Origin of the sequence: Nocardiopsis dassonvillei (assembly GCF_964273065.1) — a bacterium.
Taxonomy (GTDB): Bacteria; Actinomycetota; Actinomycetes; order Streptosporangiales; family Streptosporangiaceae; genus Nocardiopsis; species Nocardiopsis dassonvillei_B.
In genome coordinates this window covers 1,073,014-1,096,348 of the sequence record NZ_OZ186815.1, presented here as the reverse complement: position 1 = coordinate 1,096,348, position 23,335 = coordinate 1,073,014, and the positions used below count along the sequence as shown (strand labels likewise).

General features: G+C 76.9%; 3 protein-coding genes. 2 read left to right on the top strand and 1 reads right to left on the bottom strand.

The window, feature by feature from the left end; genetic code table 11:
• Positions 1-143 precede the first annotated feature (143 nt).
• A complete protein-coding gene (locus ACSUPR_RS05060) occupies positions 144-21,380 on the bottom strand; it encodes an ADP-ribosyltransferase (RefSeq protein ID WP_436889755.1) in 21,237 nt (7,078 codons plus the stop codon).
• 590 nt (positions 21,381-21,970) lie between these two features.
• Between ACSUPR_RS05060 and ACSUPR_RS05055 the strand changes: the two genes are divergently transcribed.
• The gene (locus ACSUPR_RS05055) at positions 21,971-22,474 is read left to right on the top strand and encodes a hypothetical protein (RefSeq protein ID WP_436889754.1); all 504 of its coding nucleotides are present in this window, start codon (positions 21,971-21,973) and stop codon (positions 22,472-22,474) included.
• Positions 22,468-23,328 carry a hypothetical protein gene (locus tag ACSUPR_RS05050; protein WP_436889753.1) on the top strand — a complete coding sequence of 287 codons (861 nt, stop codon included), beginning with the start codon at positions 22,468-22,470 and terminating at the stop codon, positions 23,326-23,328. Before ACSUPR_RS05055 ends, ACSUPR_RS05050 begins: the two co-directional genes overlap by 7 nt.
• Positions 23,329-23,335 lie beyond the last annotated feature (7 nt).

The window sequence follows — 23,335 nt, the reverse complement described above, 5'->3', positions numbered from 1 at the left end:
GGCGCCGGGAGGGAGGGGGAGGGGCGCGGTCGGCGGCGGGGCTCCACCGGGACGGGGGCCGCGGCGCCGCGCCGGACGCGCAACACACCCTAACGGCTGGGCCCCGCGCCCGGGAGTGGTGTCCGTCTCGCCCCGGGCGGCGCTCACGCCCCGGCCCCGGCGTCCGGGGGCGGAACGACCTCGGCGTACAGCACGTACCCCCGGCGCCCCCACGGTTCGACGGAGAGGATCCGGTAGGAGGTGCCCCGGGCGAGGATGATCTCGCGCTCGCCGGGGTGTAGGCTCCGGTCGCCGACCCACAGGCCCGGCGTGCCCGGCGGGAGTGTGAAGCGGATGATGTCGGTCGGGGAGCCCCCGGCCGCGCCGGGGCGCGGGCCCAGGGAGACGGACATGAAGCCCGGGTCCGTGAAGGTCCGGCCGACCAGGGACGAGGGGTCGGCGGTGGAGCCCGGGGCCAGGTGCTCGAAGCCGTACACACCGCGCACCGCCTCGACCCCCTCCGGCAGGCTGTGCGCGGTCGCGTCGTCCAGCCGCCCGATGACGTCCAGGACGTCCTGTGCGTCCGGATAGGCCCCCCGCCCCCTCTTGTCGGGCAGGCTCTCGGCGATCAGGCCCGCGGGGCCCGCGTCGTGGCGCAGGTTCTCCAGGGCGCCCTCGGGGTGGCGGGAGTCGACGACGCTCCGGACGGCCTCCGCCTGCTCCGGGGTGAGCCTGCCGCTGTTCAGCAGGTGCGGCAGGATCTCCAGGGCCGGCCACCGGCCGCCGTTGGCCTCGTAGAGCAGCCATCCCGGGCGCGTGCGGCTCTGCTCCCGGCGGCGGTCGAGTTCGGCCTGCACGGTCTCCTCGTCCAGCGGCCGGAGCCGGGAGAACTCGGCGATCCAGCCGTCGGCCGTGTAGGCGCGGACGTACCTCCGCGTCCGCGGCGGGAGCGCGTCGTGGGTGTTGGCGTTGAAGCCGGGGTCGTGCAGGAGGTCGCCGTAGTCGACGAGGCCCGCCTCGCCGGGGAAGCGGAGGATCCCGTCGGCGTCCCGGCGGCCCAGGCCGTGGTCGCCGGACCCCGCCGCCCCCTCGGCCGCGTACCCGGGCACCCCGGCGGTGAACACCGTGATGTCCGCACGCAGCAGGGGAGGCACCGCCGCCGTGGCGTCGAACAGCCACGACAGGTCGCCCGCGCCCGTCCCGGGCGGAGCCGTCCCCCCTGCGGCGCCCGGATTGAGTTCGGCGTCGAAGAGCCGGAACAGGGTGTCCTTCGCGCCGCCGCCCCCGGCGCCCTTCCCGGTCGGCGCGAGGGGGTCCTTCCCCTCCCCGCCGCCGGGGCGGTCGGGCAGCTCGGAGTAGGGGTAGGGCGGGGGCGCCGGCTCCGCACCGTAGGCGGGCGGGGCCTCCTGCCGGTCCGCCTCCCCGGCGCCGTCGAGGACGTCCGCGAGCCGGTGCCCGCCGCTTCCGTCCCCGGGGGAGTCGGAGGAGACGGGCACGCGGACGGGTTCCGGTGCGGCCCGCACCCCGGCCCCGGCCGGCGCCGGGCGGGAGCGCGATCCCGGTGTCCCGCCCCCGGTGGAGTCCGGCGTTCCGCCGCCTCCCCGCCCGGCGGGCGCGCGGCCGTCCCGGACCTCCCCGGACCCGTCGCCCCCGCCGGAGCCGGAGGGCTCCCGCCCGGCCCGCCCGGTGCCGGGGGGAGGGGTGCCGTCGTCCTCGGAGTCGGAGTCGGAGCCCCCGGAGTCGTCCCCCGTGCGCGGTGCCGCCCCGGGCACCTCCAGGTCCTCGACCCGGGTGTGCAGGTCGTCCAGGTCGCGGTGCAGCCCGCGCAGCCCGTCCTCCAGGGCGCGCAGGCGGGGCAGTTCGGTCTCGGCGAGGCGGCGGGTCCGGGCCCCCAGGTCCTCCAGGCGCGCCTCCAGGGCGGCCCTGTCGGAGCCCAGGAGGTCCAGCGCCGTCCGCACCCCCTCCAGTGCGGTCCGCAGGTCCGGTCGCGGATCGAGGAAGGGGGCGTGCTGCTCGGCGATCCGGTCGGTCCGCGCCCGGAGACCGGCCAGGTGCTCTCCTGAGCGGTCCACCAGGGAGCGGACGGGGCCGGCCTCCTCGCCCACCCGGGTGAGCGCCGTCTCTGTGGCGCCGCGTTCACCCGAGACCGCCCGGCCCCGCTCGGCCACCGGGCCGTCGAGCCGCTCGGCCTCCTCCAGGAGCGCCTCGCGCCGCTGCCGCATCTCCCGGACCTCGGCCCCGCCGCGTTCGGGCCGGGCGGTGAAGGCGGACAGGTCGGCCTCGAAGGCCGCGATCCGCCGGGCCAGGTCGGCGACCTGCGCGCGGGTGGTGAGGCCGGGGTCCGGCGGGGGCACCCGCGCGGCGTCGGCTGCGCGGGCGTCCAGCAGCCCCTCCGCCCGGTCCAGGGAGGCCGCGGCCCCGTCGAAGGCCCGACGCCCCCGGGCACTCTCGGTCCGCACGTCGTCGATCGCATCGGCGACCAGCGGTCCGCCCAGTCCGGCGAGGTCGGAGGCCAGGCCCTGCTGGATCCGCGCACGCTCCTCGAACCGGGGCGGATCCCGCAGGAGGGCCCCGTCGGCCTCGGCGAGGACCCGTTCGATCTCCCGCCGCGTCGCGTTGCTGCGCGCGGCCAGGTCCCGCCCCCGGTCGTACAGGGTGTCCAGGTCGTCGCCCAGGCGCCGGACCACGTCGCGCACCGCGGCGTCCCCGGAGTCCCGCGCCTCCCGGAGCAGGGGCCGGTGCCGCGCCTGCGTGTTCAGGGTCTCGGTGCGCATCCGGCTGACACGGTCGCCCGCGGACTCCATCAGCGCGCGGGTGCGGTTCATGCGGCCCACGACCCGCTCCCGCGCCACACGGCCGGCGCGGGCCTGCTCCCGCGCCAGCGCCCCGTGCTCCCCGGCCCGGTCGAGGAGGGTGCGCGTCTCCTCCAGCAGGGCGTCGCGCCGTGCGTGGAGCGCGTCGGTGTCGGCGGAGTCCTCGTCCCCGGTCAGAGCGGCCAGGTCGCGGCGGTGGGCGTCGATCCTGGTGCGCAGGTCCGCCACGGCGGCCGGGTCGGGGGCGGGGCCCGCCGCACCCTCCGGAGGAGCCGCCGGGTCCGGGCGCCCGGCCAGCAGGGCGTCCGCGGCCCGGACCAGCGACGCGGCACCGTCCACGTCCGAGCGCGCCATGCGTTCCCGCCGGAGCAGGTCGGTGACGGTGTCGTCGATCCCCTCGGCCTTCCTGCGCAGGTCGGCCACGGGGTCGGCCGGGTCCCCGGCACGGGGGTCGAGTTCGGTGCGCAGGGTGTCGAGCAGGGTGGTCCCGGACGGGCCCGGGACCTCGCGGACGGCCCCCGGTGCGGCGGCGGGCGCGTCGCCGCCGGCCGCGGGGAGGCGCAGGTCCCGTCGCGCGGCGTTGAGGGTGTCCACCCAGGTACCGGTGCTCCGCTCGTACTGGCGCAGGCTCCGCCGGTACCTCTCCTCCTGGGCGAGGTAGGCCTCCCGGGCGTCGTGGAGGCGCTCCGCCGCCCATTCCGAGGTCTGCGAGGACCCGTCCCGGGGCTCGCGCGGGGAGCGGCCGGCCCGGTCCTCCTCCGCCCGCCGGTGGGCCTCGTGGGCGCGCAGGTAGTCGCGGACGGGCTCCTCCAGACGGCCGCGCTCGCGGCCGTAGGAGCGCTCGTCGTCGCCCATGGTCTCCGCGGCGCCGTGGACGCGCTCGGCCCCGGCGCTGAGCCGTGCGGCCTCCTCGGGGGTGACGATGCCCGCCCGCACGGCGTCGTCCTGGGAGATCCACACGCTCACGGTGCCCCGGGTCCGTCCCGTGTGGGAGTCCCCGCCCGAGGAGGCGCCGACGATCCAGGTGGTGTCGATCTCGACGAGGTAGGCGGGCCCCAGGCGCTGGGTCTCGGAGAGCTCCGGACCCGCCGTGGCGATCCCGCGTCCGTCGGCGGCGGTGGCCGAGGTGGACCCCAGCTGGGTGTTGAGCGCGCTCGCCAGGACGCCGGTGTGCCTGTCGTAGACGTCCTTGTCGGTGGTCAGGCCGGCGGGGCGCACCGAGGGGTCGACCGCCGTCCCCGATCCGTGCCCGGAGGAGTCGGAGGTCCCGAACCCGCGGCTGGTCGTGGTGTTCAGGCGGGCCCCGGCCACCACGTCCAGGATCCGGGCCCCGGACAGGTCGGGCAGGGCGGTCAGCCTCCACCGCGTCGAACCCAGGTCCGTCAGGGCGACCCCGTCCCCGTGCCCGGCGGTCCGGGAGAACAGCGCCTTGAGGGCGACGGACTCCAGCCCGCTGTCGACGGGGGAGTGGCGGCGGTCCAGGTGCAGGGCGTCGGCGACGTGCCCGCGGGCGTGGCGCAGCCCGGCGGGGGTGAAGTTCCCGTCCCCGTCCCGGTCGCCCTCCCCGGGCTTCCAGCCCAGCGACCTGGCGACCACGACGGCCGCGGTGTCGCGGACGTCGCGTCCGCCGTCCTGCACGGCGGTCGGCATCATGACGAGGTCGTCGGGCAGGCGGGTCGCGCGGCCGCCGCCGAACTCGGCCCCGGCGCGCTCGGCCACCGCCCGGTCGAGGGAGCGGCCCCGGACCTCGGACACCGTGTCGCCGAGGACGCGGCCCGCACCGGGGCCGGACGCACCCTCCGACGCCGTGGGGCGGGGCGAGAAGTCCAGGTAGGAGGCGGGGTAGTAGGTGTGGATCGGCCCGGACTCCCCCCGGCCCGTGGCCGTCAGGTCCTTCGGCCCGCTCAGGCGCAGCACCAGTTCGCTGTCCTGTTCGACCTTGGCGTAGGGGCCGCCCATCTCCAGCTGCACGGTGTGGGTGAGCTCGTCGGACCGCTCCCGGGTGCGCGTGTCGGAGGTGGAGGCGCCGCCCGAGACGGCCGGGGAGAGGAACAGCGGCCGGCTGTCCGGTTCCTTCCCGGGCGGGTTCGCGTCCCCGTCGAAGCGCGTGGGCTGGAGGAGGACCCCCTCGCCGCCGACGGTGTCGCCGCTCCCGCCGGAACGGCTGCTCCCGGTGGAGGCGGTCCAGGTGTGGGACTCGATGATCGCGTCGCTGGAGGCCAGGTACTCGACCTTGCGCTCCCTGGTGCGCAGGTCCAGGTGCACCAGGGCGTCCTGGGCGAAGCCCCCGTGGTTGGGCCCGTCGGAGCCGGAGGTCCTGCGCACGCGCACCGACACCGGCTCGCTGGTGCCGGACGTGTTGCCCAACCGGGTGGTGAGCGCCTCGAACAGCCGCTCGCGGCCTCCGTCGGTCAGTTCGTACTTCTGGCGGCGCAGGTCGGCCACGAGCGAGGCGAGCGCCGCGGTGGGGTCGGCGGGGCGCACACGCCTGCCGGAGTCCTCGAAGCCGGGCCGGACCCTCACGTCGGTGATGTCGGCGGGGTCGTCCTGGGGGGACAGCTCGAGGGTGCCGTCCTCGTTCTCGGTGACCCGGTCCAGGACGATGCCCGCCTCCTGGGCGTCCCGGGCCGGGATGTAGCCCGACATCAGGTCCTGGAAGCGCGCCGTCCACCCGCGGTGGTACTCCCTGGCGAGCCCGGGGCCCCGTTCGTGCAGCAGCGCCACCGCCTGGGTCGCCCGGCCCGCCAGCCGGTACGCGTAGCCCAGTGCGGCCTTGGGGACGATGGTCGTGGACGCGGTGAAGGAGGCCTTGGCGGAGGTGCCGTCCACGGACCGGAAGAAGTTCCAGGCGTTGTTGAGCCCGCCCACCGGGGTCGGCCCGGTGGCGTCCCTCGCCGGGACGGCCCTGGCCGGGTCCTTCTGGTCGGCCTCGTCGACGATCCGGTTGCCGGTGCCGCCGCCCGTGGCGCCCACGCGGAAGGTGCCGCTCCTGGTGACGGTGTCGGAGGTGCCGATCTCCACGCTGGTCTCGCCGTGCGCGATCGTCTGCATCTCGACCTGCTGGAACTCCGCGATCCGGTCGGGCTCCACCCGGGTCGCCGTGGTGGCGCGCAGGTCGCGGGGCGAGAGGAGGCCGCCGCTCATCTCCGGGCGTGAGCGCCGTCCGCTCGGAGCCGTGGTGGAGGGGTCGTCGGCCATCCCGGTGGGGGAGAGGAGCTCCTGGAAGTGGGTGCGGCCGCCGGTGGTGCCGAGATAGGCGCGCAGTTTGCGCTCGAACCCCTGGAACAGGCCGCGCCGGAAGCCGGAGAACAGCTCGAAGGTGCGGCTCGCGGAGCCGATGCCGATCCGCTCGACGGAGCCGCCGACGCGGACGAGGTCCTCGGCCCGGCGGCGTTCGCGCGCCTGCCCGGGGGTCTCCCCCTCCCGGACGCCGCCGTCCCGGGGGGCCCGCCCGGAGCCCCCGGCCCCGCCGCTCCCGGACCGGGGGCCGTCGCCGCCCGCCGGGGCGGTCCGCGCCGAGAAGGGGCCCTCGATCAGGGCGCGCGCCTGCTCCTCGGTCAGGTTCCGGTGCTCCTCACCGCCCTCCCGGGGAGGCGGGGACGCCGTCTCGGTGAGGACCCGGGGGGTGATCACCGAGTAGTCCGCCCGGATCGGGCCGGTGAGCAGGTCCGTGCCCTGGTCGGTGCCGCGGGCCTGGTCGGAGCCCTCGTAGTCGCTCATGCGCGCCGTGAACGCGACGGGGCCCCGCCAGACGTCGGAGCCGCCGGGGAAGAAGACGGTCTCGTCGGACGTGTGGGTGACGGCGCGCGAGGTGTCCGAGGAGTGGGCGCGGGAACCGCTCAGGGTGGCGCTCGCACCGCCCATCCGGCGGCCCATGCCCCTGGCGTCGGCCTCCCGGGACCGGAGCAGCCCGGCGCCGGCCGTCAGGTTGAGCGTGTGCGAGGAGCCCCTGCCGCGTGAGTCGCCGCTCCTGGCGTCGCCGCCCAGGCGCACCCCGGTCTCGGTGGGCGTGCGCCCGTCGAAGGCCAGCGCGCCGAACTCCGCGTGGACGTGCACGGTGACGCTGTCCGGGCGCAGGACCTCCCTGCCCCTGGCCGTCAGGGAGGGGTCCACGAGGGCGTTCTCGGAGAGGTGGACCATCAGGCCCCGGTCCGATGTCAGCTCCCCGGTGCGGCCGTGCAGCGCGCCGGGGGTGAGGGCGTCCAGGACGCGCAGGGTGTTCTCGCGAGCCACGTCGTAGTTGCGGCGGGTGCCGTACCTCTCGCGCCAGGTGCGCTCGCCGCGCGGGGCCTCCTCGTTGCCGGGGCGCCGCGCGTAGTTCGCCCGGTCGCGGGCCATGTCCGGGATGACCATGCCCGGGTGCTCGCGGGCGACGGCCTCCAGCACCTCCCGCTGGAGGCGCTCGTACACCGTGGAACCGTCGTCCGCGTCCTCCGCGTCGGGGGCGGGTCCGGGCCGGTCGAAGCCGACCAGGGTCGTGCCGCTGAGGTCGGTGACGGTGTCCCCGCGCAGGTGGGCCAGGGGAGGCCGGGGGGCCTCGCCGTGGTCGCGCCCGCGCGGCCCGCCGCCGGCGGCGTCGTGGAGGGTGTCCGCGTCGCGGTGGGAGAGGATCTCGACGGTCTCGCCGGTGAAGACGTGCGGCGCGGGCTCCCCCTCGATGTGCACGAAGAGGTCGCGTTCGACGCGGTAGGCGAGGAAGTCCTCGGTGCCGGCGATGTCGCGGGCGATGGTGCGGCGGGACCCGGTCCGGGAGGAGGAGTGCCCCTCGGAGTCCAGGGTGCGCGAGTAGGCGTACTCCAGGGTGGGCACGTCGATGCGGGTCATGCCGCCGCCGGGGAGCGACAGCTCGATGTTCACACCGCCGCCGATGCTGAGGCCGAAGGCCCTGCTGCGGCTGCCGGAGGAGGCGACGGTGTGCTCGGAGCCGTCGTGGCGGGTGAGCTCGCCCAGGTGGGGGGTGTGTCCGAAGGCGCGGTACTCGGTGGCCGAGGACGCCAGGCGCACCATCCCGGACGTGCCGTCCCCCCGGAAGAGCTTGAGGGTGACCGGCCCCCGGTCCAGGTGGGGCAGGTACTCCTGGAGGGAGTCGTTGTCGAACAGGGCCCGGATCGCGCGGTGCAGGTCGCGGGCGGCCTCGCCCCCGGACCCCCGGGCGCCCCTGCCGGCGGCGCCCCCGGCGCCGTCCGGCACGAGGCGGTCGGCGAGCCAGGAGCCCAGGTCGGTGTGGGTGGGGGCGGTCCCCTCCCCGCCGCCGTGGGGGACGATCCGCTCGATCTTGATGGGCAGCCCCCCGTGCAGTGTCCGGGGGTTGCGGCGGGGTGCGGGCGCCGCGGACCCGGGGGAGGAGTCGTCCGCGGCCTCCCCGGCGGGCGGCCGGGGGAGGCTGATGTGCTCGGGGGCGTCCTCCGGGCGCTTCTCGGCCCTGCCGGACAGGACCAGGGCCAGGCCGTCGCGCACCACCGCGGGGCGGGGCGCCCGGGCCGGCGGGCCTGAGGGCGTGGTGGCGCCCAGGTCCACGCGCAGGTCGGTGGTGTAGACCTCGGCCGGTCCGCTGTTGTCCATCGCCTGCACGGCGGTGGACTTCGAGGAGCCGCCGCTCGCCCCGCCGCGCAGCCGGGTGCCGCCGGAGGCGCCCACGGTGAGACTGGGGCCGACCGGGTCGCCGAGGAAGGTCGGGCCGAAGTACAGCGGGTTGGCGGTGAACTTGACGCTGACGCCCCGGCGGGCCCCCCGTGTGAGGGTGTCGCCGGAGGAGACCGTGCGGGTGCGCTCCTGGCCGCCGATGATCGCGGCGTCGGTGCCCTCGCCCTCCCGCAGGGGCACGTGCCGGTAGGCGGGCGGGTCGCCTCCGTCGGTCCGGTCGGAGGACAGCCTGAGGCGGACCTTCCACCGGTTCCCGTCGGGGCCGATGGTGATCTCGGGGCCGCTCCCGGTGAAGAACGGGTCCATGCCCTGCTCGCGCGCGATGCGGTCGACCTCGGCCAGCACCCGCTCCCGCAGGGCGCGGGGCATGCGCGGGCGCATGTCGCGCAGGGAGCGCTCGACCGCGTCGGGGACGCCGTCGGTGCGCAGCCGTCCGGGCCCCACCATCCGGGAGCCCACGAGGTAGTCGAGGTCGTGGGCCTCGCCGTCGCGGTCGACGGCGAGCGAACCGTCCAGGACGTACGGGCCCGGTTCCCCGCCGTCCTCGTCGTCGGTGCTCTCGGCCCCGGAGCCGTCGTCGCCGGGGTCGTCCGGGTCGTCGTCGCGCGCCGTGTCCCGCCCGGGGGCGCGGTGCGTCCCCGAACCCTCTCCCGTCTCCCCGGCCGGGGCGCGTCCGTCCGGCCCCGGGGTGTCCGGGGGGTGGACCGTGGCGGCGAACACCCGGACGTCGGTGGAGCCGGGCGGGGGCAGGAGGGACCGTCCGTCGTGCGGCCACTTCAGGCCGCCGAGGGGGTACGGGTCGGGCGCCCCCTCGGGACCCTTGGAGTTCAGGGCCTCGAGCAGTTCGGTGTAGGGGTAGTGCGGCGGGGACTCCTCGGCGTCGTAGGCGGGCGGCGCCTCCTCGCGCACGGCGCCGGCGTCCTGCGCGCCGGGGGCCGGGCCGTCGTAGGCGGGCGGCTCACCCCGGTCGTCGCCGGTGCCGTCGAAGGCGCCGGGCCCGTCCCCGGGGGAGCCGTCCGGGAGCACGCCGAAGGCGCTGTCGGCGTCCGACACCGACGGGGGACCGTCGCCGGGGGCCGCGGACCGGGCGTCGAACGGGCCGCGCGGGGAGGGGGAGCGGTCGGCGGGGACGCCGTCGGCCCCGGTGCCCGGGGGCCCGGCCGCCGGTACCCGGGTCGCGCCGGACCCGTCGCCCGGGGCGTTCCGGTCGCCGTCCCGTCCGTCCTGCCTGTCCCGTTCGTCCTGCCCGTCCTGCCTGTCCCGTCCGTTCCGCCGGTCGTCGTCCCGCCGGTCGCCGCCCCGGCCGTCGTCCGGCGGCGGACCGCGGTGCCCGTCCGGGCGGTCCCCGCCGGGACCCGCCCGCCGCGTCGTGCCGTCCCCGTCACGGCGGCCGTCCCCGGGCGGGGGCGCGCCGTCGTCGTCGGAGCCGTCGTTCCCGCGTGTCGTCGGGCCCGGGACCCCGGCGCCGTCCAGCCGTGTGCGCAGCCCGTCCAGGCCGCCCCGCAGGGCGCCGAGGTCGGCCGCCTCGGCCTCCAGGGCCGGGATCTCGGTCCGGGTGAGGTCCCGGTGGCGGGACTCGGGACCGTCCAGGCGTCCGGCCAGGTCGTTCCTGAGGTCCCGCAGGGCCGCGACGGCGGACCGGGCCCCGTCGAGGGCGTCCCGGACCGGGGCGTCGGGGAAGAGCGCACCGGAGCGCCGGGCGATCTCCCCGATCCCGGTGTCCAGGTCCCCGAGCCGCGTGTCCGCGTCGTCCACCGCGGCACGGACGGGGCCGAGGCGTTCGGCCGCGGCCGCCGCCGCGGCGCGGCCGGAGTCCAGGCGGGCCCCGACCTCGGCCTCGCGCCCGGCCACCGGAGCGGTGAGCCGGTCCGCTTCGGAGACCAGCTCCTGCCGCCGCCGCTCCATGGCCCCGACCTCGGACGGACCGCGCTCGGGGAGCGCCGCGAACTCCCGCAGGTCCCGCTCGAAGGCCTCGACCCGCCCCTCCAGGCCGGACACCTGCTCGGGCGTCGTGAAGCCGTTCCCGCGCGGCGGCAGCGGGGCGTGCGCGTTCGCGTGCCCGTCCAGCAGGCCGGTCGCCTCCTCCAGGGCGGTGCCGTGCCGCTCCCGGCCGAGCTCGGTCCGCGAAGGTCCGGTGTCCCGTTCGACCCCGGCCGCCGCCGCGTCGACCAGCCGCCCGCCCAGGCCGGTGAGCTCCCGCTCCAGGTCCCGGTGGAAGCGCTCCTGGTCCCGGGAGGGGATCAGCTCGTCGCGGGCCAGCCCGTCCGTACGGGACAGCAGGTCGGCGGCCCGGTCCCGCAGCTCGCCCCCGGCCCCGCCCAGTGTGCGCGCGGCGGCGTCCAGCGACTCCAGGGTCCGCCCGGCGGCGTCGAGGCGGGGGTCCGGGCGGGGGCCGTCCGGCGGAGCCGCCCCCTCGGCGGCGGGCTCCCCGGCCGGGGACAGGGAGCGTGCGTCCTCCACCAGCCGGCCGTGCTCGACCGCCGCGTCCGCCCGCGCGGTCCGCAGCCCCGCGAGGTCGCCGAGCGCCCGTTCGGCGTCCCCCCGGGAGGACTCGGCCAGGCGCAGGGCCTCCCCGACCGCGGCGCCCGCCCGGTCGGCCGCCTCCGCCAGGCGCGCGCCCCGGTCCCGGGCCTCGCCGAGGAGTAGCTCCACCCGGTCCAGCAGGGCGTCGCGCCGCTCGTTCCGGGCGGCGGGCCCATCCGGGCCCCGGCCGTCCGCCGCCTCCGGGCCGCCCGGACCGTCCAGGAACGCCCCGACGTCCGACCGCAGGTCCCGCACACGTGCGTGGTGCGCCTCGACACCCTCCCGGTCGAGCAGGGCGCTCCGGTCCGGTGTGTGCGCGTCGAGCACCGCCCGCGCCCGGTCGGCGGCCTCCGCCGCGGCGTCCATCCGGGCCCTGACCTGTTCGCCGCGCGCGTGCAGGGCTTCGGCCGTCGCGGCGTCCTGCCTGACCCTCGACTCGAACAGCGCCCGCGGGGCGTCGAACGCCGCGCGGGCGGAGGACACCGTCTCCACCCAGCTCCGGGTGCTCCGCTCGTAGGCGTCCCGGCCGGCCTCCGCCTTCGCCTCCTGCTCCCGGTACGCCTCCCGCGCGGCCCGCAGCCGCTCGTCGGCCGCGCGGGAGGCCTCGGCGGCCCCGTCCGCGGTGCGCGCGGCCACGTGGGCGGCGTGCGCCTCCCGGTAGGCGGCGACCGGATCCGCGAGCAGGCCCCGGGCCTCGTCGTACGCCAGCTCGTCCCGGCCCATCGCCTCCGCGGCCGCACGCGCCTCCTCCGCCTTGGCGGCCAGGCCGCGGGCGTGGTCCGCGGTGACGATGCCGAGCCTGATCGCGTCCTCCTGGGACACCCAGGCGCTCATCCTGCCGCGCGTGTCGGCGACGTGCTGGTGGGCCGCCCGCTTCAGGAAGGGAAGCCCCTGTTCGGAGCGGGCTCCCACCGTCCAGGTGGTGTCGAACTCGATGAGGTAGACCGGGCCCCGCTTCTCCCGCTGCGCGGACGGGGGCGTCTCCGTCCCGGCGCCGCCCCCGTCGGAGGCGGTGTTCGCGGGGGAGGCCGCGGACACGTTCGGCGCGCCGGTCATCACGGCGGCGTGGTCGTCGAAGGAGCGGTGCTCGGTGTTGAGCCCCGTCGGCCGGAACCCGCCCTCGGCGATCGCCCCCGCGCTGTGCCCGAGCCCGTCCCCGGACGCGTGCTCCTCGCTGTCGCTCCAGGTCAACCGCGATTCGGGCAGTACCTCCAGGACGCGGGCGCCGCGCAGGTCGGGCGCCACCCCCAGCCGCCAGTCCAGGGAGCCGATCTTCATCAGCGGGACGCCCTCGGTCACCCCGGCCGCCTCGGAGAACAGCGACTTGAGGGCGATCGCGTCCAGGACGGCGTCCACCGGCGTGTACCGGGGGTCCAGCCCCAGCGCGTCGGCCATGTGGGCGCGCGCGGAGGAGATGTCCTGCGCCGAGTAGACGCCCCCGGTCCGGCCGCCGGAACCGGGCCGCCACCCCAGGGCCCTGGCGATGGTGACGACCGCGGTGTCGCGGACGTGGTCCCCGTGCCCGCCGACGGCGGTCGGCATGAGGACGACGCCTTCGTCGAACGCGGTGGCCTCTCCCGCGGTGTAGCGCCGCGACGTGCGCTCGTCCATCGCGCTCGCCAGGTCGGGGTGGCCGTCGGCCGGGCCGTCGTCGATCCTGCGGTCGCCGCCGTCGGTGCCGTCGGTGCCGGTCTCCGCTCCGGTGCCCTCCGCCGACTCGGTCCGCGGCGCCCGCACCCCCGAGAAGTCCAGGTAGGCGTAGGGGTACAGCGTCTGGACCGTTCCCGCGTCGCCCCGGGCGTCGAGGGTGACGACCGTCCTGTCCGTGAAGGGGACGTGCACCTCGCCCCGGGTGACGGTGCTGGGGGTGTCGAACTCCATGGTCAGTTCGAGCGTCCCCCGCTGGACGACCTTGGCGTAGGGGCCCGCGGTCTCCAGCTGCGCGGTGCGGGTCCGCTCCACGGTGTCGGAGTGCGCCGTGTCCTGCGAGGTCGTGTGGCCCGTCGCCCCGCCGGGGGTCATGAACAGCGGACGGTGCCCGGGCTGGTCGTCGGGCCCCCGGTCCTGGCCCTCGAACGGGGCGGGCACCAGGTGGGTGTGGTCGGCGCCGACGGTGTTCCCGCCGCCCCGCGACCTGCTCCGCACCCCCTCGGACTTCCAGGTGTGCGACTCCACGATCTCGTCGGTCGAGGCCAGGTACTCCACCCGGGGGTCGGTCGTGCGCAGGTTCACCCGGACGACGCCCGGCGACGACGCGTGCCCGACCGGGGCGCCCCTGCGCCGCACGTTGACGGCGACCGGTGCGTTCGCGCCCGGGCCCTTGCCCAGCTGCGTGGTCAGTTTGTCGAACAGCCGCTTGCGGCTGTTCCCGGTGAGCTCGTACCCCTTCTCGTGGAGCTGCCGGACCAGGGACTCCAGCGCGGCGGTGGGGTCGGCGGGGCGGATCTGCTGCCCCGTGTGCTCGAACCCCTCGCGGACCCTGACGCCCCCGACGGTCTTCGGGTTCGGCTGGGCGCTCTCCTCCAGCGTCCCGTCCCCGTTCTCGCGCAGGCGGTCCATGACGATGTCGGCCTGGCGCGCGTCGCGGGCGGAGATGTAGCCGGACGCCAGGTCCGAGAGCGCCGCCTGCCAGCCCCGGTACCGCGTCGACCACAGGCCGGGGACGGCCAGGCCCCAGCCCTTCATCAGCTCGACGGCCTGGGTGAGCGTTCCGCCGACCTGGAAGGCGTAGCCCAGCGCGGCCTTCGGCACGATCGTCAGCGACGAGGTGAAGGTGGCGCGCGCCTCGGCGGTCCGGCCCGAACGGAAGAAGTTCCAGGTGTCGGAGAGGCCGGTGAGGGGGATGGGGCCGCGGGCGGCCGCCGGGGTGAGGTCGTCGGGGCCGTCGGCGTTCGCCTTGTCCGGGTTGGTGGTGCCGCCCGCGTTGGCGCCGATCCGGGCGTTCCCGCTGTAGGTGACGCTGTGCGAGCTCCCGGCGCTCACCGAGGTCTCGGCGTGCAGGACGGGCTGCATCCTGGTGGGCTGCATCTGCTCGACCCGGTCGGGTTCGGCGCGGGTGACGAGGTCGGCCCGCCCGTCGTTGGGCGAGAGCAGGCCGCCGGTCATGTCCATGCGGTCGCGCTGGCCGCCGGGGGAGAAGGTGGCGGGATCGCCGGCCATGCCGGTCGGGGAGAAGATGCGCTCGAAGAACGACCGGCCGCCGCGGGTGTCGAGGAAGTGGAGGAGTTTGCGCTCGGCCGCGATCTGGAGGGGGGACACGGGGTCGGCGAGGAGGCGGCGGGCCCGCCCGCCCAGGTCGCCGCGGTCGCCGCCCAGGTCGTTGTTGACGCGTTCGACGACGCCGTTGTCGACGAGGGCGCGCGCCCGGCGGGCCTGCTCCTGCTCCGCGTGTTCCCGGCGCCGCCGCTCGGGCGTGCGGGTGCCGTCGCCGTTCTGTTCGGCGCGGTCGTCCTGCCGTCCTCCGTCGTCGTGCTCGGTGGCGCCGTCCCGTCGTCCGTCGTCGCGCCCGGTGGCGTCGGTCCGTTCCCCGGTCTCCCGGCGGGTGCCGTCGCTTTGCTGCGCGTCGGTCTGCGGGGTGCCGTCCCCGCGCCCTTCGGCCCGCGGGGCGCCCCCGTCCGGCGCGGCCGGTGCGGAGGGCGGAGGGGGCGCCAGGGCACCCTGGACCAGCCTGCGCGCGTCGTCCGAGCTCAGGGTCCGGACCTCGCCGTCCGAGGCGCGGGGCGCCACGGGAGCCGGGCCCGCGAGCATCCTGGGGGTGGTCACCGAGTAGTCCGCCACGATCGGTGCGGACAGCAGCGGAACACTCTCGTCGGTGCCCTTCACCTGTTCCGAGGCGTCGTACTCGTGCAGCCGCGCGTCGATCTCGACCCTGCCGCGCCAGGTGTCGGAGCCGTCGGGGAAGAGCAGCAGCCGGTCGGACTTGTGCTCCGTCCCGTGCGAGCGGCTGCTGTTCCAGGCGCGGGAGATGCTCGCCGCCAGGCCCCCGCTGCCCATGGCCTTGGCCATGCCGCGGGCGTCCTCGGGGTTGCCTCGGACCAGGCCCGGGCCCGCCGTGAGCGTTCCCGAGTGCGAGGCGCCCTTGCCCCGGCCCGACTCCAGCTTCGCGCCCCCGCCGACGTGGATGCCCGTCCTGCCGTCCTTGGACCCCTGGTGGGTGAGCGCGCCGAACCGCGCCTTCACCCGGACGGTGACCGTGTCCGGCCGGTGGGCCTCCCTGCCGGTGGCGATCCGCCCGGGGTCGATGACCGCCTTCTCGTCGAGGTGGATGGCCAGGCCGTCGCGGGAGGCCAGCGCCTCGCCGTGGTTGTTGAGGAACTCCTCCCGCAGCATCCTCTCGACCCGCTCGGTGTTCTGCCTGGCCACCCGGCGGTTGCGGCGCAGGCCCCGGTGCTCGCGCGGGGAGCGGTCGAGGTACGGCGCCCTCTCCCTGCCGGGGCGGCGCGCGTAGTCGGCGTGCGTCCGGGAGAGCTCCGGGACCACGATGCCGGGGAGTTCCCGGGCCAGCCCGGTCAGGACCTCCTGGATCAGGTGTTCGGTGACCGGGTCCGCGTGCCGGGGAGCCCCGCCGGGCGCGGGGTCCTGCCCGGTCGCGGGGCCGCCGTCGGCGGCTGCGGCGGGCGGGTCCGGCCAGGAGAAGCCGTCCAGCCGGGCCCCGTGGAACCGGGTGACGCGGTCCCCGCGCAGGTGCCCGAAGGGCGGCGCCGGAGCGTCCGGCCGGGTCGCGGTGTGCGGGTCCGGCAGGCCCCGCGCGGCCGCGTCCAGGGTCCGGGCGTCGCGCAGGGAGAGGAGCTCGACGGTGTCGGCGGTGAACTCGTGCCGTTCGGTCTCTCCGTCCAGCCGCACCACCAGGTCGCGGTCGACGGTGTAGGCGGCGAAGTCGTCGGTGTCCGAGGTCGCCATGGCGAAGGTGTCCCGGACACCGGACTTGGCGGAGCTCTGCGTCTTGGAGGACCACGTCCTGGTGTAGCCGTACTCCAGGACCGGGGCGTCCACCCGGACCCGGCCCGCGGGCAGGCGGATCTCGATGCCGAAGCCGCCGCCCACGGTGAAGCCCGCCTTGGAGGTGCGTCCCTGCCCGTCGGTCCGCGACTCCTCGGTGCCGTCGTGGCGGACGAACTCGTCGACGCGGGGGCTGTGCCCCCTGGCCCGGTAGTCCATGGCGGGGGAGGAGATGTGCACGACCCGCTCGCGGCCGTCGGGCAGGACCGCCGTGATCCTGATCGGCCCCTGGTCCATGGCGGGCAGGTACTGCTTGATGGACTCGTTGTCCAGCGTGGCCGCGAACGCCTCCCGCCATGCCCGCTCGGCGTCGGCCCGCCTGCCGGTCGCGGGCCGTCCGCCGCCGTCGGTGCGCGGAGGCAGCATCCGGTCGGCCAGCCAGGAGCCGAGGTCGTCGTACGTCCTGCCGCCCCCGGGCCGGGGACCCCGGGGGGTGACGGAGGAGACGGTGACCGGCAGGCCGCCGTGCTCCAGCCGGGGCCTGCGCGGCGCGGCGCCGCCGGCCGGACCGGACCCGTCCGGCGGCGGCCGGAAGCTCATGCGGTCCGGAGCCCCGGCGGGCAGGGGCCTGACCTCGCCGGGCACGACCAGGGCGACGCCGCGGGGCACCGGGGCGGGGGTGCGCTCCGGAGCGTCCGCGGGCGGCGCGGGGAGGGGGGAGGCGCCCGGGGGCGGGGTGACGTCCACGTCGACGCGCAGGTCGGCGGTGTAGACCTCGGGGGCGCCCTTGCCCTTGACCTCCAGGGCGGTGGAGCCCTTGTCGGACCCGCCGAACGTCATGGTCCGCAGGCCCAGGCCCGCACCGGCTCCGACGGACAGCACGGGGCCGAAGGCCCAGCCGTCGGGGGTGGCGGAGAGGAAGAGGGGGTTGACGTTGAACTTGGCGCTGAGGCCCTTCCTGGTCCCCTGGGAGGAGGAGCCCCCGACCGCGCCCTCGTGGGCCGCGCCGTGGGTGCGCACGGTCGGCGTCCGCACCTCGCCGTCCCCGGTGACGGTCGCCCGGCGGTAGCCGCTCCCGTCGCCGCTCAGCCGTACCCGGAAGTGCCAGGCGCCGGAGCCGTCCCGGACGGTGTGGGCGGCCCCGTCGCGGCCGAAGAACGCGCGGGCGCCGGGGCCGCGCCCCAGCTCCGCCTCGAAGTGGGCCAGGGCCCGGTCGCGCACCGCCCGGGGGACGCGGACGCCCCGGGCGTTCACGGAGTCGGCGATCGCCGCGCGCACCCGGGCGGCGTCGACGTGCACGCCGTTCAGGTCGATGAAGCGGGAGGAGACGAGGTAGTCCAGGGCGATGGGCCCGGAGTCCCGGTCCCCGGAGGGCGGGGCCGGAGCGGTGTCGTCGTCGGAGGTGCCGTCGACGGCGCGGTCGTGCTGCGAGGTGCGGCCGTCCCCGTCCCCGTCCCCGTCCCCGTCCGCGGGCCGCCGGTCCCCGTCCTCGGCCGTCGGGGCGCTGGGCGCCCGGTGTGCGGGGGTGTCGTCGGTGCCGCGTCGCGGGGCGGAGGTGTCCTGGCCGTCGAGGCTCCTGTTCTCGCCGTCGGGCGCCGGGTCGGTGGACGCCTCCCGGGCGGAGGCGTCCCGGGCGGGGTCGCCGGACTCGGTGACGGGGACCCCGGTCCCGGTCCCCACCGGCACGACGGGAGGACCATCGTCGGCGACGACGGATTCCGGCCCCTTTCCGGACGCGTGCTCCGCCGTGCCGTCGTCGGACCGCTCGGATTCCACGTCGCGGTCCGTGCCGGAGTCGGAGCCCGGCGGGACCGGACGGCCGTCCCTGTCGAGCCGCACCAGGGGGACCTCCGCGGTGAAGACCTGGATCGGTGCCGCCACGGGCGGGGGCAGGACGGCGTGCGGGTTCAGCAGCCACTTGAGGTCCCCGGCCACCGCGGGCGACGGCGCGGGCGGCTTGGCGTCCTTGGTCCCGGGGGCGCCGACCAGGTCGCTGTACGGGTACGCCGGCGGGGACGACCGCTCGTCCTCGTAGGCGGGCGGCGCCTCACCGTGCTCCGTGTCGTCGAACAGGGCGGCCTCGTCGGCGCGCACCTGCTCCGGACCCCTGGCGGACACGCCGTCCGTGGCGCCGTTCTGCGAGGGCGCGGGGCCGGTCGGGGGCGTGTGCGACGCCTCCGGCCCGGGGTTCGCCGATTCCCGGGCGGGCCGGCCGTCCGTGGAGCCCTGCCCGGGTGCCGGGGCGGTCGGGTCCGGGCCCGGTGCCGCTGCCACCGGGGGAGCCGGTGCGTCCGTGGAGTCTTCGTCCGTGGAGCTTTCCGCGGGTGCCTGTGCGGTCGGGCCCGGGTCCGGTGTTTCCGGCCCGGAGGTCGCCGGGGCGTCCGCGGAGTCCGTCGCGGACAGCGGGTCGGCCGAGTCCGGGGTGTCGGACACCGGCGGGTCCGTGCGGCCGCTGCCCGGGTTGAGTTGGGCTTCGAACGAGTACGCCGGGGGCGGGTCGCTCGGAACGGCGGGGCCGTCCGGCCGGAACCCCTCCTCCGCATCCCGGACTCCGGGGCGGTCGGAGCCGCCGCTCGGCGCCTCTTCCGGGCTGTCCGGGCTGTCCGCGTTGTCCGGTCGGTCCGGGCCGGACGGGTCGCGGGGGCCGCCCCGGTCCTCCGCACCTGGGAGGTCGGCGCTCTCGGTGGGCGGCGGAGCCTGGGCTCCCGGCACCGGTGACGCCTCGCGGTCCCCCGTGCTCTCGGTGGGCGGGGGCGTCCCCACTCCCTCGTTCCCGGTCCGTGCCGCAGGTCGTTCCTGCTCGGCGGATGCGTGCGGGCCGACCGGAGCCGTCTCCCGCTCCGCCCCTCCGGAGCGCACGCCGGAACCCGCCTCGGGCCCGGTCCGCGCCGGGCGGGTGTCGTTCCCCTGACCGCTCTGACCGCCCGGGGACTGGGCCGCCCCGCGTTCCGGGGACGCCGCGGGCGGCGGTGCCGCGACCGCCGTCGGTCCCCCGCCGCGCTCGTCCGCGCCCGGGTGCGCCGCACTCTCCGTCCCGGGGGGACGGTGCGCGGACCCCTCGCCGCCGCCCTCCTCGGGGCCGGCGGTGCGGAGGTCGTTCCCGGAGGGGTCGGGCAGGCCGGTGAAAGGCGGCGCGGGGATCGCGTCGGACCCCTCGCCCCCGGTGTGCCGCGGCGGACCGGCCGCCTCCGGCACGCGCGCCGGAGCCTGGGACGCCGATGCCCCGGGGATCTCTCCGGGCGCCTTGGCGGCGCCCCCCTCCCCGGTGTGCCGCGGCGGGCCGGCCGCCTCCGGCGCCCGTTCCGGACCTGCGGTCCCCGCCTGCGCAGGCGCTTCTCCGCGCACCTCCCGGGCGCGGTCCTCTCCGGCGTTCCGCACCGGACCTCCGGGGGACCCTTCCGCCCCCTCCGGGGCGTCCTCCTCCCCGGTCCGCCGCAGCGAACCGGTCGGTTCCGGTGTGCGTTCCGGTTCCCCGGGCGCGGGCGGCACGGGGGCCTGGCCGGACTCCCGACCCCCGGGATCCGGCAGGGGACCGGCCGGTTCCGGTACCCGCGCCGGGCCTCCGGTCCCGGGCGGGGCGGTCGCCCCGCCCGCCGGCGGGCGGACGTACCCGTCCTCGTCGTCCGTGTGCCGTCCCCCCTCGCTCCGGGCCGCTCCGGCGCCGCCGTCGGGATCCGGGCCGCCCGACCGGTCCGTCCGGTCGACGTCCACCACGGCGTCCGTCCCGTCCCGTCCGGGGCCGCGCCCCGGCCCGGACGGCCGGTCCGGGCCCGCCCCGTCGGCGGACCGCGTCGGCACCGTGTCCGGCGCCCGTCCGTCGACCGGCTCCGCCCCCGGCCCGGCGTCCTCCCCGGGCGGAGGCACCTCCACCGGGGGGAGCTTCGGCGGGCCGCTCAGGGCGTCGATCCCCGCCAGGGCGCCGTCCGTGGACACCTGCTGCACGGTGTTCATGCTCGCGCCGGACGTGGCCGAGTACACCGACGCCTTGAAGCCCTCGCCCATGGCCGCGCTGCCCAGGCCCTCGCCCAGGTAGCCCTCGGCCGCGCCCGAGCCCGCCCCGACACCCAGCCGGGACAGCCAGGCCCCCTTGCTCTGGAAGTGCCGGTACACCGGGTCCAGCATGTCCTGCGGCAGCCGCGACAGGTGCTCGCGCACGGGAGGCGGCAGGTGGTCGCCCAGCGTCCGCGACAGCTGAGCCCCCGCGTCCGGCGTGTTCCATGTGCGCACCAGCGTGTCGGCGTAGTCGGAGCCCAGCCGCCGGGCCCGGTCGGCTCCCAGCGAGGCGCCGAAGTTGCGCTCGAACACGCCCGCCACGTCCTCGCGGAACCGGGACCGGTTGGCGGCGTTGTTCCAGGCGGTCGCCCCGGGCGGGGCGTTGGAGCCGAACGGCACCGCCATCTCGTCCCGGTGCCGGGAGAACACGTCGGCGAGGTCGCGGTTGAGGCCGCGCCCGCCGGTCCCGCCCCCGGGCACGGGCACCGGACCGCCGGCCGGCGCCGGGTCGGGCCGCGGCACCGGGTCGGGGTCGGGGCGCCCCCCGGGCGGCGGGGGCGGCGGCCCGTCCGGGTCGGTCCGGACCGGGGGGACGTCCGGCCGAGGGGGCGGCCCGTCCGGCGGGGCCACGGGCACGGGGTCGGGCCGCCCGGTCCCCGCGGGGTTCGGGACGGTGTCGTCGATGTCACGCAGGGGGGCCGGCGGGGGGACCGGGTCGGGCACGCCCCTGCCCGGCGGCGGGACGGGCACGGGGTCGGGCAGCCCCCGCAGCACGTCGATCCGGTTGGTGATGAGGTTGGTGATCTGTTTGTCGAACGCGGCACCGACCAGCCCGGACAGCCCGGCCGAGACCAGGCCCTCCATCACCCCGCCGACGTGGGCTCCCTTGGTGAGTTCGTGGTCCCAGGTGTCGCGGGTGCCGTTGGCGATCTGGATGCGCTGGATGACGCTGTCCATGCTCGCGAAGAGCTGGCTGATGATCTGGTGCCCGGGCACGGTGATGAGGAACCAGGCGAGGATCCGCTGCATGGCCAGGCTGCGGATCATCTTGAAGATGGGGATGTACTTCAGCGTCGCGCCGAAGGTGAACTTGGCGGTGGCGATCGCCCAGGCGATCTCCACCAGGAGCTGGGCGAACTGCACCAGCACCATCGCGGACATGTACTCGGCGTTGGCCGCGCCCTTGCGCAGCTCCACCGACAGGGACCGGGAGATGGCCGCCGCCGACCCGAGGTAGTCGTTCTCGCCCTGGGTGAACTGGTTGAGGGACCGGTCGTAGAACTCCGATGTCCGTCCGCCGAAGTTCCGGCGAACGCGGCCGCGCACCGTGTTCATCAACGCGGTGAGGTCCTCGCTCAGCTTCACCGAGAGGCCGTCGTAGATCTCGGCCGCCGCGCGCATCGCCGGAGGGCTCGCCGTGGGCACCTCGATGCCGGTCAGGACCTGGATGGCCTTGCGCTGGGAGTCGGACATGTGGGGATCCAGCGGCACGCCCGAACCCCCTCCTCCTCGTCCTTCCCTCGGAGAGCGGTCACGTTAGCACCATGCGGACGGATGTGGAAGTGGTGGTTTTCAGGTTTGTGTCCCTGTGGGGATGTCATGAAAACGTTGGTGTTCGCTCGTTCGGTCCCGTTCCCGCCGGTCCCGGCGCTCCAGGCTTCGCCGTGCGATCCCCCGGGGTTCACCTGGTACCACCCTGCCGGTGGGGCGGGTGTTCCATCCTGTGGTCGGGGGAGGGGGCGGGAGCGCGGGCACCCGGCCCGGTCCTTCCGGTCCGAGGGCCCGGAACGGCCTCGGAGTCCCGAGCGCTCGGGAACGGACTGCCCGTTTGCGTGTGTTCAAGGCTGTCGTTGGCGTTTCGGTCGCCTCGAATCCCCTTCGTGTAAAGGCTTATTTCTTGCTGCAGGGGTTGTTGGCTGCTGTGTGGTGTCGCTATCCTCACGCTGTGAAAGCGTGAAACACACGCAAAACCACATCTCTTGGTGTCACCTCCCTCCACGGACCCGCGCCCGCAAGCCGGTTCCACCCCCCACCCGACCCCGTCCCGTCCGGGCGGAGCACACCGAAGGGAACCAGCCGCGATGCGATCCGGCTCGACCCGCCTGGCGTTGGCCGCCTGCGCCCTCCTGGCCGCCGCGGGCTGTTCCGACCCCGCGGCCGGAACGGGCGAGGCCGCCTCCGAACCCTCCCCGCGGCCCTCCGCGGCCCCCACCGGCGACGAGGATGCCGCGCTGGCCGCCTACACCGGGATGTGGGACGCGGTGGTCGCGGCCTCCCACGGCGACGGGGACGCCTCGCGCGCCCTCGACGACCACGCCGTCGGGGCCGCCCGCGAACTCATGCGGACCGCGCTCGACGAGGCGGCCGCGGGCGGGGCGGCCCAGGGCGAACCCGTCCTGGAGCCCTCGGTCACCGTCGAGAGCCCCGAACTCGCGGTCGTCGACGACTGCGTGGACGACTCCGCCTGGCGGACCGGGGGAACGGCGGGAACCGAGGGCCGCCGCAGGGTCGACGCCACACTCATCCACGACGGACTCGCCTGGCGCGTGTCCGAACTGCGCATCTGGGAGGCCGGATCATGCTGAGACCCCTACCCCCCGCCGCCGCGGCGGCCGCCGCCGGGCTGGTGCTCGCCCTCGCGGGCGCCGCTCCCGCGCACGCCGACGACGGCTCCTTCCTGGGCAGCGTCGAGTGCGGCACCGGCGGCGGCAACGGCTGCCAGATCCTGCTGCGCTGGCTGCTGGAGCGGGGCGGCGTCCCCGGGTTCCCCGGCACACCCGGGACCGGCGGCACGGGCGGGACCGGCGGCGCCGGGGCCCCCGACGAGTACGCCGACGTCGACTGGGACGCCATCGACTGGGAGAACCTGATCGACTGGGAGAACGACATCGACTGGGACTCCATCGACTGGGAGGAGGTCTTCGCCGAGGCCGCCCAGGGCGGGGAGGGCACCGACCCCCTCACCACCATCGAGGAGGCCATGGCCGCCTTCCAGCTCCCCGAGCCGCAGATCGCCACCTCCCCGGGGACCGGCTCCCTCGTCCTGGTCAACACCCCCCTGTGGCTGTGGGTCGAACCCGAGGGCTGGGACGCCGAGTCCACCTCCGCCCAGCTGGGGGAGTCCTCCCTCACCGTGACCGCCACCCCCGCCCGCACCCTCTGGACCATGGGCGACGGGACCACCGTGGAGTGCGAGGGGCCCGGAACCCCCTTCGACCCGGCCGTCCACGACGCCGCCTCCGCCTCCCCCGACTGCGGGCACGTCTACACCTCCGCCTCCGGGGCCGAGGCCACCCGCACCGTCACCGTCCGCGTGCTCTGGGACACCTCCTGGAGCTTCTCCGGCGGTGGCGGCGGCACCCTCGACCAGCTCACCAGCGCCTCCGAGGTCGAACTCACCGTCCGCGAGTCCCACGGACTCGTCACGGACACCCACTGACACCGAG

Bases quoted from the DNA above. Each gene is read 5' to 3' on its own strand.
- ACSUPR_RS05055 (WP_436889754.1), top strand. From the start codon at position 21,971: ATGCGATCCGGCTCGACCCGCCTGGCGTTGGCCGCCTGCGCCCTCCTG.
- ACSUPR_RS05050 (WP_436889753.1), top strand. From the start codon at position 22,468: ATGCTGAGACCCCTACCCCCCGCCGCCGCGGCGGCCGCCGCCGGGCTG.